This window comes from Halobacterium sp. NMX12-1 (assembly GCF_040435975.1).
GTDB lineage: Archaea > Halobacteriota > Halobacteria > Halobacteriales > Halobacteriaceae > Halobacterium > Halobacterium hubeiense.
The window spans coordinates 58,949-72,579 of sequence record NZ_CP159203.1 but is presented as its reverse complement, the minus strand read 5'-3'; the positions used below and the strand labels follow the sequence as shown (position 1 = coordinate 72,579).

The 13,631-nt window shown below is 65.9% G+C and carries 16 protein-coding genes and 2 pseudogenes; 10 read left to right on the top strand and 8 right to left on the bottom strand.

Annotated features, from left to right (window positions below):
- The first annotated feature begins 5 nt into the window (after positions 1-5).
- The 4 genes from ABSL23_RS00430 (at position 6) to ric (ending at position 3,940) form a co-directional block, all read left to right on the top strand.
- Positions 6-1,604 carry an acetolactate synthase large subunit gene (locus ABSL23_RS00430; protein WP_353633372.1) on the top strand — a complete coding sequence of 533 codons (1,599 nt, stop codon included), beginning with the start codon at positions 6-8 and terminating at the stop codon, positions 1,602-1,604.
- Between the two features lie 216 nt (positions 1,605-1,820).
- On the top strand, positions 1,821-2,885 hold the full coding sequence (locus ABSL23_RS00425) for a DUF2249 domain-containing protein (RefSeq protein ID WP_353633225.1): 1,065 nt from the start codon (positions 1,821-1,823) through the stop codon (positions 2,883-2,885).
- A 2-nt stretch (positions 2,886-2,887) separates the two neighbouring features.
- Positions 2,888-3,193: a hypothetical protein gene (locus ABSL23_RS00420; RefSeq protein ID WP_353633224.1), complete on the top strand. Its 306-nt coding sequence runs from the start codon at positions 2,888-2,890 to the stop codon at positions 3,191-3,193.
- Between the two features lie 24 nt (positions 3,194-3,217).
- Positions 3,218-3,940 carry an iron-sulfur cluster repair di-iron protein gene (ric, locus tag ABSL23_RS00415; protein ID WP_353633223.1) on the top strand — a complete coding sequence of 241 codons (723 nt, stop codon included), beginning with the start codon at positions 3,218-3,220 and terminating at the stop codon, positions 3,938-3,940.
- 87 nt (positions 3,941-4,027) lie between these two features.
- On the opposite strand, the gene ABSL23_RS00410 is transcribed toward ric, so the two are convergent.
- Complete coding sequence (locus ABSL23_RS00410) at positions 4,028-4,810, bottom strand: class I SAM-dependent methyltransferase (protein WP_353633222.1); 783 nt, start codon at positions 4,808-4,810, stop codon at positions 4,028-4,030.
- Between the two features lie 87 nt (positions 4,811-4,897).
- Entirely contained in the window at positions 4,898-5,098 is a 201-nt protein-coding gene (locus tag ABSL23_RS00405; protein WP_353633221.1) for a hypothetical protein, read from the bottom strand.
- A 94-nt stretch (positions 5,099-5,192) separates the two neighbouring features.
- On the opposite strand from ABSL23_RS00405, the pseudogene ABSL23_RS00400 reads away from it, so the two are divergent.
- Positions 5,193-5,294: pseudogene (locus ABSL23_RS00400) on the top strand (phosphosulfolactate synthase); the annotation flags it as partial.
- 126 nt (positions 5,295-5,420) lie between these two features.
- Positions 5,421-5,726, top strand: coding sequence for a CGCGG family rSAM-modified RiPP protein (locus ABSL23_RS00395; RefSeq protein WP_353633220.1), 306 nt, complete (start codon positions 5,421-5,423; stop codon positions 5,724-5,726).
- A gap of 31 nt (positions 5,727-5,757) precedes the next feature.
- On the opposite strand, the gene ABSL23_RS00390 is transcribed toward ABSL23_RS00395, so the two are convergent.
- Positions 5,758-7,563: a ribosome biogenesis/translation initiation ATPase RLI gene (locus ABSL23_RS00390; protein WP_353633219.1), complete on the bottom strand. Its 1,806-nt coding sequence runs from the start codon at positions 7,561-7,563 to the stop codon at positions 5,758-5,760.
- Positions 7,560-7,823 (bottom strand): DUF2249 domain-containing protein, encoded by a 264-nt coding sequence (locus ABSL23_RS00385; RefSeq protein WP_353633218.1) that lies wholly within the window; start codon positions 7,821-7,823, stop codon positions 7,560-7,562. The genes ABSL23_RS00390 and ABSL23_RS00385 overlap by 4 nt, the downstream gene beginning before the upstream one ends.
- Positions 7,824-7,924: 101 nt before the next feature.
- On the opposite strand from ABSL23_RS00385, the gene ABSL23_RS00380 reads away from it, so the two are divergent.
- The 3 genes from ABSL23_RS00380 to ABSL23_RS00370 all read left to right on the top strand — a co-directional run bounded on the left by ABSL23_RS00380 (position 7,925) and on the right by ABSL23_RS00370 (position 9,539).
- Positions 7,925-8,209: a hypothetical protein gene (locus ABSL23_RS00380; protein ID WP_353633217.1), complete on the top strand. Its 285-nt coding sequence runs from the start codon at positions 7,925-7,927 to the stop codon at positions 8,207-8,209.
- Positions 8,210-8,635: 426 nt separating this feature from the next.
- The gene (fer, locus tag ABSL23_RS00375; protein WP_353633216.1) at positions 8,636-9,025 is read left to right on the top strand and encodes a ferredoxin Fer; all 390 of its coding nucleotides are present in this window, start codon (positions 8,636-8,638) and stop codon (positions 9,023-9,025) included.
- A gap of 286 nt (positions 9,026-9,311) precedes the next feature.
- On the top strand, positions 9,312-9,539 hold the full coding sequence (locus ABSL23_RS00370) for a heavy-metal-associated domain-containing protein (RefSeq protein ID WP_353633215.1): 228 nt from the start codon (positions 9,312-9,314) through the stop codon (positions 9,537-9,539).
- Between the two features lie 92 nt (positions 9,540-9,631).
- Here ABSL23_RS00370 and ABSL23_RS00365 read toward each other — a convergent pair whose 3' ends face one another.
- From ABSL23_RS00365 to ABSL23_RS00350, 4 genes and pseudogenes are all read right to left on the bottom strand, one after another.
- Complete coding sequence (locus ABSL23_RS00365; RefSeq protein WP_353633214.1) at positions 9,632-10,093, bottom strand: DsrE family protein; 462 nt, start codon at positions 10,091-10,093, stop codon at positions 9,632-9,634.
- Between the two features lie 26 nt (positions 10,094-10,119).
- Positions 10,120-10,479, bottom strand: coding sequence for a DUF488 family protein (locus ABSL23_RS00360; RefSeq protein WP_353633213.1), 360 nt, complete (start codon positions 10,477-10,479; stop codon positions 10,120-10,122).
- A 140-nt stretch (positions 10,480-10,619) separates the two neighbouring features.
- A complete protein-coding gene (locus ABSL23_RS00355; protein WP_353633212.1) occupies positions 10,620-11,639 on the bottom strand; it encodes a hypothetical protein in 1,020 nt (339 codons plus the stop codon).
- Between the two features lie 69 nt (positions 11,640-11,708).
- A pseudogene (locus ABSL23_RS00350) lies at positions 11,709-11,888 on the bottom strand (hypothetical protein); the annotation flags it as partial.
- A gap of 1,053 nt (positions 11,889-12,941) precedes the next feature.
- Here ABSL23_RS00350 and ABSL23_RS00345 point away from each other — a divergent pair.
- Complete coding sequence (locus ABSL23_RS00345) at positions 12,942-13,577, top strand: IS6 family transposase (RefSeq protein WP_353633211.1); 636 nt, start codon at positions 12,942-12,944, stop codon at positions 13,575-13,577.
- Positions 13,578-13,631: the final 54 nt, after the last annotated feature.

Genomic DNA, 13,631 nt, shown 5'->3' with positions numbered 1-13,631 from the left:
GACTCGTGCAGGCATCCGATCTGCTGGTCGCCTGTCTCGAACGGGAGGGCGTCGAGTACGTCTTCGGCGTCCCCGGTGAGGAACTGGAGGATCTCCTCTTCTCGCTGCGGGCGTCCGATATCACGTTCGTCCCGACCCGCCACGAACAGGGAGCGGCGTTCATGGCTGACGTCCATGGCCGACTCACGGGGAACGCTGGCGTCTGTGTGGCGACGCTCGGCCCCGGTGCGACGAACTTGGTGACCGGCGTCGCCGACGCCACGCTCGACAAGGCGCCGCTCGTCGCTATCACGGGACAGGGCGGCCTCGAACGCCTCCACAAGGAGAGCCATCAGGCGATCGACGTTGTGGACATGCTCGAACCGATCACGAAGTGGAACGCCCAGATCAGCGACCCCGACGTCATCCACGAGTCCGTCCGGAAGGCGTTCAAGGTCGCCGAGTACGAGAAACCCGGGGCCACCCACCTCGAGTTCCCCGAGGATGTGGCCGCCGAGGTGACCGACGCGGCGCCGCTACCGACTCGCGATCGCGTCCGCCGGCCGGACCCGGACGTCCCGTCGGTCGACCGGCTCCTCGAGTTGCTGGACGCCGCCGAGCGGCCGTTACTGATCGCCGGTAACGGGGCGGTGCGTACCGACGCGTCCCAACCCCTCCGGGACCTCGTCGAGCTGACCGATTATCCGGTCGCGGCGACGTACATGGGAAAGGGCGCGGTATCGGACGCCGACGCCCGATCGCTGCTCACGCTGGACTCCGGGGACCACCAGGAAGCATCGGAGGCGATCAAGGCCGCGGACCTCGTCGTCACGATCGGTTACGACATCGCCGAGCACGATCCGGCGGGGTGGAACCCGAGGGCGGCGACGACGATCGTCCACGTCGACAGCGAACCGGCGGAGGTCTACGAGCGGTACAACCCGGACCTGGAGATCGTCGCCGACCTTGGGGCGACGCTGCGGGCGGTCCGGGACCGATGCGCGGAGGTCGATGCGAGCGGTGATACGGACTGGTACCGCGACCTCCGCGAGCACATCGTTGACGACGTCACCGCCGACCCCGGCCCCGACGACCCATTCACGGTGGCGGGAACGCTGCCGTATCTCCGCGAAGCCATGGCCGACGACGACGTCCTGATCTCGGACGTCGGCAGCCACAAGATGCGGATCGCACAGAACTTCCCGACCTACGAGCCCAACACTTGCATCATCTCGAACGGCCTCGCGACGATGGGGATCGCGGTCCCGGGCGGCGTGGCAGCAGACCTCGCCACGGAGGCGAACGTGGTCGCCGCCACCGGTGACGGCGGATTCCTCATGAACGCGGCCGAGATCGACACGGCGACGCGCTTGAACTGCGGGTTCACGATCCTCGTGTTCAACGACGACGACTACGGCCTGATCTCCGAGAAACAGCGCGAACATACGGGCGAACAGTTCGGGACCGAGCTGACGAACCCCGACTTGGTCGCGTTCGCCGAGAGCTTCGGCGTTGAAGCCCACCGACCGGGCAACTGGGACGACCTCCAGTCGGTGTTGGACGATGTCGTGCCGTCACCCGAGATGGCGCTCGTCGAAATTCCGCTCGGTACGGTTGCCCAGTGACGCTGGCTTTGACATCCTCCCACCTCTAATGGGGTAGGCCTCCGGTCGCTACGTGTCAGGTCCACGCAGCGCACGAGGAGGCCACTCGGCGACACGCGGGACTGGAGAGCTGCCGCCGGCGCCCCCGCGTCCGCTCTCCGTCGCCGAACCTCGAATCCGGCTCCGAAGGGATTCGCAACGGGACTAATGCGTTGGGCGCGAGAACGGACGGTCGAGATGGACACTGAACTCGACCTGCGGAACCATCCGGAAGACGAGCACCGCCGGGTACTGTTCGATGCGCTGTCGGCGGTGGACGCCGGCGAGACCGTCGACGTCGTGGCAGCCGACGACATCGACCCACACCTGGTTCGCTATCAGATCGAACACGACCAGGGCTTGGAGTGGACGTACGCGGACCCCGACGAAGAGCCGCGAGAACTGACGGTGACCAAGAACGGTCTGCTGGACGGCGCCCTGGGGACGATCGACGTCCGCGATTTGAAGCCCCAGCGGCGCCACGAAGCGTTGCTCGCCATTTTTGACGAACTGGGGGCCGACGAGGGGTTCGTACTGGTTAACGACCACGACCCCAAACCCCTGTATCACGAACTCAGGTCGATGCACGGCGAGGTAATCGACTGGGAGTACCGGAGCCGCGGCGACGACGGCTGGCGGGTCGAGGTCGTCAAGACGGCCGAATCCGACGCCGACGACGAGGACATCGTTACCCGATACGACGTTCGCGACATCCCCAAGGAGGAGCGCCACCCGACGATCCACCATCGCTACGGGATGATCCCCGAGGGCGGAACACTGGAACTGATCGCTCCGCACGAGCCGCGACCGCTCCGCGGGGAGTTCCGGGAACGGTACGGGAACGCCTTCTCCTGGGAGGTCGTCGAGAGCGAACCCGGTCGCTGTCGCGTCCAGATCACGAAGGAGGGAGACGACGACGCCGGTGATTCCGAGGGAACGAGTGAAGCGGAAGCCGGCGACAAAGCGGTCGAGGTCCTCGAGGAGCTGGACGTACGTGACCTTCCACCCGCCCAGCGGCACGAACAGATCTTCGCCGGGTACGACGATCTGGAGGGTGGGACGGGGTTCGTGCTGGTCAACGACCACGATCCCAAACCGCTGTACCACCAGTTCGAGGCCGAGACGGGACCGGAGTTCCGGTGGGAGTACCGACAGAAAGAGCCCGGCGAGTTCCGGGTGCTGATCGGCAAAACGGAAGCGGCCGACAGCGAACTGGCCGGAGGGCAGGAACCGGCCGACGACGCGCCGGACGCGCCATTTTGACGATGGCTGACGCCGACAGAGCGAGCGGAGCCGACCCCGACCCGGGGACCGTCGCCGTCACGTTTCATCCACAGGAGTGGGTCGACTCGCCGGGAGAGGACCACGACTGGGACCGACGACAGCTGATCCCCGCCCGCGAGCGGGACGCGGTCACGTTCCGTGTCCCGCGGACGGACGCCACCGACGACGCAGGGAACCCGTACCCGGACGAGTCCTACGAGGCCAACCTGCTCGCAGACCACTCGTCGGCACCCGAGTGGGTCCACCAATGGGACGGTCCGTACTACGTGACCGTCGCCGAGGACTGACCGACGACAAATCCAACACGAACCATGACCGACATCAACCCGGACCGCACACTCGCATCGCTCGTCGAGGAATCGCCCGCCTGCGCCCGCACGTTCGAGTCACTGGGGCTGGACTACTGCTGTGACGGCGACCAGGCGCTGGCAGCCGCCTGCGACCGGAACGACCTGGACGTAGACGAGGTCCGCGACCGGCTCGCCGAGACCCGGGACCGGATCGACGGCGACGCCACTGACTACGAGTGGGACGACCTCGAAGAGCTCGCCGACCACATCGTCGAAGCACATCACGACTACCTCCGCGAGGAGCTTCCGAAACTCGAGGACATCGTCGAGACGGTCGCGAAGGTCCACGGCGAGAACCACCCCGAACTCCGCGATGTCGAGGCGGAGTACCGAGAGCTCGCGGCGGAGATGCGCGAGCACATCGACGAGGAAGAGGAGGAGCTGTTCCCCGTCGTCGGGAAGCTCGACCGCGGCGAACGGCTCTCGGCCGACGAGATCGAGCGACTGCGCGAGGAGATCCGGACCTTCGAGGAGGACCATGCCGCGACGGCGGACCGTCTCGAGCGGATCGCGGAGCTGACCGACGACTACGCTGTCCCCGAGGACGCCTGTCCGAGCTACCGGAGTATGCTCGAACGGCTCGACCAGTTGGAGCGTGATACCCACATGCATGTCCACAAGGAGAACAACGTTCTGTTCGCCGAAGCCAGCGACCGGCTGGCGGCCGCGTCGGCAGAACCCTGAACGCGCGGGATGGGGCGGGGCATTCGGCCCGTTCCGGCGGTGGCGTCGAGGTAGTCTCCGCCGGGGATCGCTTGGCCGGGTTGAGGGTCACTCGAGCAGCCGTCCCGCGACGATTGCGGTCTGCTGGCTAAAGAAGAGTTCGCCGTCGCGCCAGAACGGGCGAGTCCCGCTCAGGTCTGCTTCGGCGTCCTCCCGGAGCATCTCCCTGACGTCTACGGCCCGCGGTTCGGGCGTCTCAGCGGTGGCCAACCAGTCTTCGACGTTCTGTACCACTTCGCCCGTTTCGAGGTGATCTATTTCCACGCCGCGTCCGGTGACGACGTCGATCAGTTCACTGATCGGGAGGGCGCGAACGTGAGATGGGTCGCGGAGGCGCTCGAACGTGTTTTGATACTCCGCTCGGCCGGAGTGCTCGCTAACGACGAGATCTCCGATCGCGACAGTCCCGTTCGGTCGACAGACGCGCGCCATCTCGCGGACCATCCGACGGGGGCGTTCGACGTGATGGAGTGCCAGCCGGCAAACCACGACGTCGAACGCGTCGGGCGGAAACGGCAGGTCCTCGGCGTCGCCCCTGACGAAGTCGACGTTGCCCGTCTCGCGTTCTCGCTGCGTCTCCCGTGCGATCTGGAGCGGCGCTCGCGTGAGGTCGACGCCGACCACCCCCTCGCAGTGATCGGCGAAGCCGAACGCGACGTGACCGGGGCCGGTAGCCACCTCGAGTACGCTGTCGGTCGAAGTGACACCGGCTGCGTCAACCAACCGGGCGATCCGCTTCGGATCACTCACCGACGTCTTCGCTGCGTAGGCAGTGGCCTGTTCCGTGAACGCGCGTCGAACAGTCTGCTTGTGCTCGGACGGATCAGGCATTCGCTATTGTCACCAGAACCCAGGAACGGGCGAGAACGAAATAACAGTACCGACGACGACGAGATACCCTCCGGGCCGCGGGACCGGTCACTCCGTCGCGGATTCGAATGCTAGGGAGTCGTACTTGAGGTAGTGCTCGAGTTCGGTGTTGTCTGCTTCGACGTCCACGACGAGTTCTCGGAGGAGCTGCGTGGTCGCGAAATCACCGAGGCTTTCGTCGAGTTCGACGTGCTCCCGGGACATCTCGGCGAGAGCGGTATACTTCTCCACGCCGTTCTCTAGGGACATCCTGGCGTCGTGGACGTCCTCGCACTCGAATTCGAACGTCTCGAGCCTGTCAAGGACTGTCTAGGTGGCCGTTTTCATCTCGGTCATCGTCGGAGATAACTCCCAGATCGTCGAACTGGAATGTATGCGCTCGGGCCTCTGGTGGAAGGCGAGGATGTGGGGACGGACGTGGAAGAGCGACGGTAACTCGTCCTGACAGTTCCCCTGTTTCCCGACGAGCAACGGGAACGGTCCAAACCCTTGATATCCTCCCACGGCTTCAGCCGTGGACTTTCGCCTTGCTAGCACTTTAAACGGCTTCCAACCCAACGTCCGTACGAAGATGTCCGCCGAGCCACACGACCACGACGCGGAACCGGTGACCGACCACGTCCACGAGAACTCGTGGTCGGCAAACCTCGAAAAACCTGAGCACGGCGACGACCGCGACTTCGTCCTCCGACAGGCCATCGAAGCCGTCGAACACACGGCCGACGGCAACCACGTCAACCTTGTCACACACGAGAACCATGGCCACCCCGAAACGTACCTCTTCGACGCCCTCGACGAGGCGTTCGGGGATAGCGTCGACTGGGAGTACGTCCAGCAGTGTGGCTGCGGCGGCCACGTGACTCGCGTCCACGTCTGACCCGCGGCGGTAGTACCCGCCGGATCACTGGTCACCTGCCGTAGTAGTACTCGCCGCTGGCTTTCTGTTCCCTGTCGAGTTGGCTGCCGGGCTTGTTCACGCGCGGTCGACCGGTGCGCTCATCGCGGCGGAACGTGACGCCGAGCGCCGAGAGGAATGCGTTCATCCCCTCCTGCATCGGCTGCGGACTGTTCGCGTAGCCGCGCTCGCCAGGCTCGCCCTCGAAAACGATCAGACGGTCGGCGACGCGGTCGACCACGAAGAGGTCGTGGTCGACGACCAGCACCGGCCGGTCGGTCCGGTCGCTGAACTGCCGGATCGCGTCAGCGGTCGACACGCGCCGGTCGACGTCGAGGAACGCCGACGGCTCGTCCACGAGGTACGCGTCGGCGTCACGAGCGAGACACAGCGCGACGCCGACCCGCTGGAGTTCCCCGCCGGATAGCGAGTCCAGCGTCCGGTCGTACAGCGCTTCGACGTCGAACGGGTCCCGGATCCGTCTCGCGAACTCCTCCGAGTAGAGATCCGCGACTTCCCGGAACTGTTCGCGGACCGTCCCCTGACTGTCCGGACTGACGTACTGTGGCTTGTACGAGACGGTCACGTCGTCGGAGACGGTCACGTCGTCGGAGACGGTCCCGTCGTCGGATTCGAGGACGCCCGCCAGGAGTTTCACGAACGTCGTCTTGCCGAGCGCGTTCTCGCCGACGACGCCGACGCATTCGCCGGCGTGAATCCGGCCCGCATCGACCGACAGCGAGAACGCGTCGAACGTCTTCTCGAGCGCGGGGTATTCGAGCGCGACGGCGCGGTGCTGGACACCGCGGTCGGTCGCCGACGGGAATTCGATCGACCGGCGTCGGATGCGGAGGTTCTCTTCGGTCAGGTGGCCATCGAGGAACTGGTTGATACCCGCTCGCGGGGACAGCTGCTGGGAGACGACGCCGAAACTGCCGGACTCCCCGTAGACGACGTGGATGCTGTCCGTGAGCAGGTCCAGCGTCGCGAGGTCGTGTTCGACGACGAGCGCCGACGCGTCCGTGTCCCGGATGCGGTCGTGGACGACGCGGGCGACGGTCGCACGCTGGGCGACGTCGAGAAACGACGATGGCTCGTCGAACAGGTAGAGGTCGGCGTCCTCGAGCAGCGTCGCGGCGATGGCGACGCGCTGTCGCTCGCCTCCTGAGAGCTCTGTGAGCGGTCGGTCCAGTATCGGTCGGAGGTCGAGGTCGTCGAGGAGCTCGTCGGCGTCTGTCGGCCGGCTGGCCAGCAGTGCGTGGACAGTGTCGGCGGCCTGATCGGCGAGTCTGTCGACGCGCTGGCGCTTGAGTGCCGTCGTGACTGTCCCGTCGCGGAGCCGCTCGAGGTGGGTCTGGAGGGTCGTCCCGCGGAACGACGCGACGGCGTGGTCCCAGTCGCCGCCCGACGACTCACCGAAGTTCGGGACGAGGTCGCCGGCGAGCACGCGCAGTGCAGTGGTCTTCCCGATGCCGTTCCGGCCGAGCAGTCCGACGACGGCGCCGTCACGGAGCGCCGGCAGTTCGTACAGTCGGAACCCGTTCTCGCCGTACTGGTGGACGAGCTGCCCGGTCTCGGCCGGCAGGGGAACGATCTGGACCGCGTCGTTGGGGATCTTCTTCTCGACGAGCCTGTGCTCGGCCATCACCTTCGCGTCGTCGATGTGGAGTTCGCCGTCCTCGGTGACGTGGAACCCCTCGTGGCCGGACCGGTTCAGCGGGTCGTAGTTGACAGCGATGTTCCGCACCTCGTCGGTCACCTCGTCCTGGTCGATGACCGCGATGTATTCCTCGGACTGCCGGTCGGACGGTGTGGTCATTCCTTCCAGATGACCGTCGCCATGCCGTCGGCCACGTCCAGCGACTCGTACTCGTAGCCCCGGTCGTCCAGTTCGGGGAAGAGGTACTGCGGGCGCTTCTCGGTGAGCTGTACCAGGACGATGGAGTCGTCGAGGTCCGCCAGCTGTTCGAGCGTCTGCTGGAGCGGCTGCGGCGGGGGGAGCTCCCGCGTGTCGATGGTCTCGGCAGGGCGGTCGGTCGGTGCGTCCGTCTGCGAAAGGTACGCGACGACGGAATCCATGTGTAACGGTCGGCACTCGCCGGGGACGGGCGTTCTGCCGAAGGTATTCCCGGCGACGTATATCATAGTCCCGAACGTAGCTGTCGCCAACGGGCACCTACATGGATGAAATCGGCAGCCACGAGGGAGTGACGTACGTCCTGTGGACCCGCCAGGGGTCGGAGCGGGACGTCGTGTCGACCGTCAAGAAGTACTACGGGGGTCTCCTCGGGTCCGTCTCGCGGAACCCGGGCGGCCGCGACGGCGTCGTCGTCTGCGCGACGACTCACGAGCTCCCTGCCGACGCCTTCCGCCGCATCGTCGAAGTCGACCGCGTCGCCCAGTTCGACAGGACCGACGTAGCGCTCCAACACGCGGCGCGTCGCACGTCGGCGGACGGACAGTAATCAGCACTCGGTCGCGACGGCCCGCGCGGCGATGGAGGGGTCCTCTATGTAAAGGCCGACGAGGGATGCCGACGGTCGAACCCCTCCGGAAGACACAAACGCGTTCGTTCTGGGAAAAATTTGTCCCGGACGCCGTGACCGTCGGTTGCGTTCGCTCCGACGGACCATCGGTCCGCCGACTTCACCACGAGTGTTCGGCGGGCGTAGGGTTGTCAGTTCACGCGTAGTGCTGTTGGGACCTTGCACGCGCTCCGTCCAGCACCCGCCGCCAGGATCCGACCATCGTCGAAGCTCGGTCTCGAGTAGGGGCCCGAATCGGAGGTATCCACGCCTCCCCGACTGGACGCAGGTATGCGGCGTCTTCGCCGACTACGCGAAGGTATTCGCCTCGGTTCTTTTCTAACTCGCACGGGTTAGATTACAGTGATGCCGACCGTCGAATACCTCAACTACGAAGTAGTCGACGACCAAGGCTGGGACGTCCACGACGAGCAGAACTTCGAGCGGGCACAGGAGCTGGACCTGTCGGACGAGGACTACGGGACACTGGACGTCGCCGAGGGCGAGTACATCCTCGAAGCCGCGGAGGCCGAGGGGTACGACTGGCCGTTCTCGTGTCGCGCCGGCGCGTGTGCGAACTGCGCGGCGATCGTCGTCGAGGGCGACGTCGAGATGGACATGCAGCAGATCCTCAGCGACGAGGAGATCGAGGAGAAGAACGTTCGCCTGACCTGTATTGGCTCGCCCGCCACCGACGACGTGAAACTCGTGTACAACGCCAAGCACCTCGACTACCTCCAGAACCGCGTCATTTAGCGCGGCTGGCCCCTGGTTCGTTCCCGGCGGGCGTCGAGGTTCGGACCCGCGACGTCCAACCGACGCGACAGGGCACGTCCAGAGACACGACGCGGAACTCGATAGACGGAGACGGTGGCCGGGTTCGTAGTCCGCACCAGTAGCGGTTGTTTGGCGATGTTGGTCCGACGTCTGTGGTGGCGCCTGTGACCGAGCGCGCCGTGGCACGGCGATGAACGGTTAAGTTCGAGGGAGAACACCTTCGTGGTAATAGTTAGCGCGGGACGAAGCATACGTATTAGTGGATATGAGCGCGACGACCAGCGTCCCTGTCACGGCGTCCGTGTTCGATTGCCAGAACTGCGCGAACACCATCGAGCGCGTGTTGCAGAAGGAGGACGGCGTCGAGGCCGTCGTGGCCGACGAACAGACCCGTGCGCTCGAAATTCGGTTCGATCAGTCCTGCATCGAGGAACTCCGGCTTCGACAGCTCGTCGAGGAGTGGGGGTACGGGCCGGAACCGGAATCAGGGTGAACACACCAAAATCGACTGTGCCTTGCCCGTGACGAATCGGTCGCGCGGATAGTATGGGCCACTGGGAACGCGAGGTCGGCGTCCGTCGTCGGTCACACTGTGTGGATTTCGTACCCGTCTTCGACTAGTTCGGCGACGTCGGGCGCGTGCTCGGTCCCTTCGATCTCGAACCCCTCGGCTTCGACGGCGTCCGCGACGCCCTTGAACGTCGCGCAGTGGTCGCAGACCCCCGCAATCAGGTCGCGCTCTTTGGCCCGCTCGTACGCCTCGACCGCCGGGGCAGGGTGGTCGTCGATCCCGTCGAACCAGTAGGTCGCCGCCCCATCGAAGTAGACCGCGACCTCGTGGCCGCCCTCGTCCAACTGGCGGGCGTATTCCAGTGGGTTCGCGAACTTGCCAGGCGTCTCCGGCGGCGAGAGCAACAGGAACGCGTGTCTGGACATTGCGTTCGTACCTGACGCGCGCACCGGGAAGGGCTGTTCGCGAACACCTTCCCAGAACGTCTGTCCGACGCACTCGTTTTCGCGCCCGTCCAACCGCTCCGTGACGACCACTGGTCTGCTCGGTCGCTGGCGCCGATTCACTCCTCCGGTAGGTGGTCGCGGAGGTAGTCCGCGAGCACGACGGCGTTGTTGTGGTCCTCGTCGGCGGCGGCGTAGACGAGCGTGAGCGTCCCGCACTCCGCGTACTCGAGAAGGTTGTCGATCAATTCCGGACTGTCGTCGAGTTCGCGCCGGTACCGGTCCGCAAACGAATCGAACCGGCCGGGGTCGTGGTCGAACCACTCCCGGAGTTCGTCGCTGGGTGCGACGTCCTGCAGCCAGTCGTCCAGCTGTGCGTCCTCCTTAGAGACCCCACGCGGCCACAGCCGGTCGACGAGCACGCGGGTGCCGTCCTCGGGCCGGGGCGCTTCGTAGACGCGCCTGGTGCGGACGGGCATCGGTTCACTGGCGGTACTGACCGCTTCCGGTTGAATGTTGCCCCGCGGCGGTGGCGTGGGAGATATCCGGCGTCTCGGGCGGATGGTGTGACCGGGTCTCTGGCACCTGCGTCTCTGGCACGCCATACACCGGAGGCGTGTCATTCGTCGCGCCGGAACACGTAGAGGTCCAGCGGCGCCCCACCCTCGATAGCAGCCGGAACGCGGTCGGCCGTATCCGATGAGGCCGCCGAGCGACCATTGTCGGCCCGTTCGGAGTGGTCCAATGTCCGCGGCCGGGGGGTGCAGTCGCCGGCCTCGACCGTATCGACCGGCGGTTCGTCGCCCGGCCACTCGGCGGGGACCACGGCGACGAGTTCGAGCGTGGGCAGCCGCGAGACGTGGCGGGCGGATTCGAGGTGGTCGTTGGCGAGCACCCAGCCCCCGGACCGCAGGTTCGCCGCGACGACGGCCTCCTCGAACAGCCCGGCGTTCCGGAACACGAGCATGTCCGCGCCGTCGTCGACCTTGTACCCGACGGCGTCGGCGCCGTGGGCCTCGTATCCGGTCCGCCGCAGGTCCGCCATCGAGGCCGCGTCGACGTCAGAGTAGACGACGCGACTGTCCGGGAACGCCTCGGACGTGCTGACGTCGTGTCCTGATCCGGGGTGGTAGACGACGTCGGGCGAGATGCCGAACCGTTCGGCGACGGCCCCGTACTGGGCGACACGGTCGTCGTAGACGACCGGCGACGAACCGGCGTTCATCGACACGCGGCGGGCCGGACAGAGCGCCGGGGGCAGGAGGTAGCCCGGCTCTCCAGTCCCGGGATCGATCCCGTAGCCCGCCGCGTGGACTCGCTGGGCCGCCCGCCAGACCGGCTCGGTCTCTGCGACGATGCGGGCCCAGTCCGTCCGGCCGCTCGCTCGCGCCCGCTGGACGTACTCGCTTTCCAGTTCGCGGGCCCGGTAGTAGCGTTCTTCGATGTCGGCCACGAGAGCGGCTCCTACGTCGGCGGGCGGCTGAGTGTGGGTCGCGTCCCGTGCGGAGTGGTACGAATCCACCTCGTCGGGGAGGGGACCGCGCTCGTAGGGCCACCCGTCGACGAACTGCTCGTAGGCGTCCAGCGCGGCTCGCAGGCGGTCGGCCGCGTCCCGGAGGTCGTCGACGGTCGTGTTCATGTGCGCGGACGTCCGTGCGTTCGGCGGCCATGACTATCAGCCGTTCGACGTCAGGTGGTTCGGCGGCGCCTACGGGCTCTTTCTGACGTTGACGGCGACCAGCCCCGTCAGCGCCGCGAGGACGAGGAGCTTCCCGCTGATCAGGTGGCCGACGGTCGATCCCGTCAGCGCGTTCACCGAGTACCCGACGAGGCGTCCGGTCTGGTAAACGCCGGTCGCGAGGAGGACGGCGACGACCACGGGGAGGTGGCGGCGGAAGGCGCGCTTGGGACTTCACCGCGGCGACGTCCGGCCGCGCCCGCAGCGTCGGGAGGACGACGAAGTTGTGCCAGACGGCGCCCCCCAGCCACAGCGCTAACGCCGCCAGGTGGCCGAGCCGGACACCCCAGTCGAGCGCGGTCGTCGCGGTCTCGAGCCACGCGAAGCCAGCGACGGCGGCGAGTGCACCGGCGAAAACGCCGGTCCGCAGCGCTCTCGACTGGCTGTCAACTCCCGCGTCGACGAGTCGCCGGTGGCCGTACCAGCAGGCCAGCGACGCGAGCGTCCCGGTGGCGAGCGCGGGCCGCCCGAAGGCGGGCGCGGGGTTCTTCGTCTCCGTGAGGAGGTACGCGGCACCGGAGAGGGCGGCCGCCCAGACGAGCGCAGTTTCGAGTCGCCGCCAGCGCTGCCGCACCGCTCGTCGGTGCTCCGCCCGGTCGAACGCGTCGCCGTCGAACAGCGCGAGCCGCCAGTACGCGCCGCCGGCGAGGGCGCCGGTGGTGACGGCCGTTGCCCATGGGAGCAGCCTCGCGGCCAGCGGTTCTCCGCGGTGGGTGAGCCAGGCGCCCCCGAGCGCCGCGCCGAGCAGGAGTACGAGCACGACTCGCGGCTGGAGGCCCTGCCGAGAGTGTGCGTCGCTGGGTTGTCCGTCTTGGTCGGGGGCAGTGGATACGGGCAATCTCGGCAGTATTTAGGATATCCTAAACAAAACGGTGTGGCCGTCTATGTTCGGCCCGTTGGACCGTTTGGGACAGGGCTGGCTCCGAACTTCGAGGTGGTTGGCGGGGCAGTCGCGCCGTCCACAGGTTCGCGGCACCCCCCATCCTCGTGGTCCTAGAATCGGCGGTAGTGTCGGCGCTGCTCGTCGGTCCGGAGGCGTACTTTTTGAACGCCGTTGGGAACACCTTCGAGTCAACCCTTTTCAGGGTCCACGCCGGAGGTTCACTCGCATGTATTTAGGCAAGCCTAAACATTCGGGTGGGGTGGACGGGTACTGTTCAGATAAGGTCTGAAGGATGAGGCGGTCTAAGATGTGAGTGGCTAATGCTCGATCCTGACCGCCTCACCGGGAGTATCGGCCAGATCGAGTTAGAGTTTGTGGAGCGAGAGGCGACACCGGAGCCGCTGATGAAGCTCAGTATCCACCTCCATTCGGCTGGACTATCACTTTCAGATACTATCTCAGTCTTAGATAGTTTCGGTGTCGAACGAGCTCGATCCACCGTTCACAACTGGGTGCAGAAAGCCGATCTACAGCCCACGTCAGGACGCGATCCGGATCACGTCGCGCTTGACGAAACCGTGATCCAACTCGACAACGAACAATACTGGCTGTACGCTGCTGTCGATCCCGAAACCAATGAATTCCTGCACGTGAAGCTGTTTCCGACACGAAACACTGCACTCACAAAGCTGTTCGTGCAGGAGCTTACCGAGAAACACGACGTCGAAGACAGTCTGTTTCTCATCGATAGCGCACCGTGGTTGAAGGCGGCACTGCACGATTTCAACCTTCGATTCCAGACCGAATCAAACGGGAATCGGAATGCCGTCGAACGTGTTTTCAAAGAACTAAAGCGCCGGACGAAACAGTTTGCAAATCATTTCAAACACGCCGAAGCTGAGACCGGCGAAAATTGGCTGCAAACCTTCGCCTTCACATGGAATCAGCTAATCTGAACAGTGCCGACGGGTCCCGCCGACCGCGCCCTGTCCCTTATCGGGAGACGCAGC

Excerpts from the sequence above, each read along its gene's own strand:
- ABSL23_RS00380 (WP_353633217.1), top strand. The coding sequence starts at position 7,925 with ATGGATGAAATCGGCAGCCACGAGGGAGTGACGTACGTCCTGTGGACC.
- ABSL23_RS00395 (WP_353633220.1), top strand. The coding sequence starts at position 5,421 with ATGTCCGCCGAGCCACACGACCACGACGCGGAACCGGTGACCGACCAC.
- ABSL23_RS00370 (WP_353633215.1), top strand. The coding sequence starts at position 9,312 with ATGAGCGCGACGACCAGCGTCCCTGTCACGGCGTCCGTGTTCGATTGC.
- ABSL23_RS00410 (WP_353633222.1), bottom strand. The coding sequence starts at position 4,810 with ATGCCTGATCCGTCCGAGCACAAGCAGACTGTTCGACGCGCGTTCACG.
- ric (WP_353633223.1), top strand. The coding sequence starts at position 3,218 with ATGACCGACATCAACCCGGACCGCACACTCGCATCGCTCGTCGAGGAA.
- ABSL23_RS00420 (WP_353633224.1), top strand. The coding sequence starts at position 2,888 with ATGGCTGACGCCGACAGAGCGAGCGGAGCCGACCCCGACCCGGGGACC.
- ABSL23_RS00425 (WP_353633225.1), top strand. The coding sequence starts at position 1,821 with ATGGACACTGAACTCGACCTGCGGAACCATCCGGAAGACGAGCACCGC.
- ABSL23_RS00345 (WP_353633211.1), top strand. The coding sequence starts at position 12,942 with ATGCTCGATCCTGACCGCCTCACCGGGAGTATCGGCCAGATCGAGTTA.
- ABSL23_RS00385 (WP_353633218.1), bottom strand. The coding sequence starts at position 7,823 with ATGGATTCCGTCGTCGCGTACCTTTCGCAGACGGACGCACCGACCGAC.
- ABSL23_RS00360 (WP_353633213.1), bottom strand. The coding sequence starts at position 10,479 with ATGCCCGTCCGCACCAGGCGCGTCTACGAAGCGCCCCGGCCCGAGGAC.
- ABSL23_RS00355 (WP_353633212.1), bottom strand. The coding sequence starts at position 11,639 with ATGAACACGACCGTCGACGACCTCCGGGACGCGGCCGACCGCCTGCGA.
- ABSL23_RS00405 (WP_353633221.1), bottom strand. The coding sequence starts at position 5,098 with ATGTCCCTAGAGAACGGCGTGGAGAAGTATACCGCTCTCGCCGAGATG.
- fer (WP_353633216.1), top strand. The coding sequence starts at position 8,636 with ATGCCGACCGTCGAATACCTCAACTACGAAGTAGTCGACGACCAAGGC.
- ABSL23_RS00390 (WP_353633219.1), bottom strand. The coding sequence starts at position 7,563 with ATGACCACACCGTCCGACCGGCAGTCCGAGGAATACATCGCGGTCATC.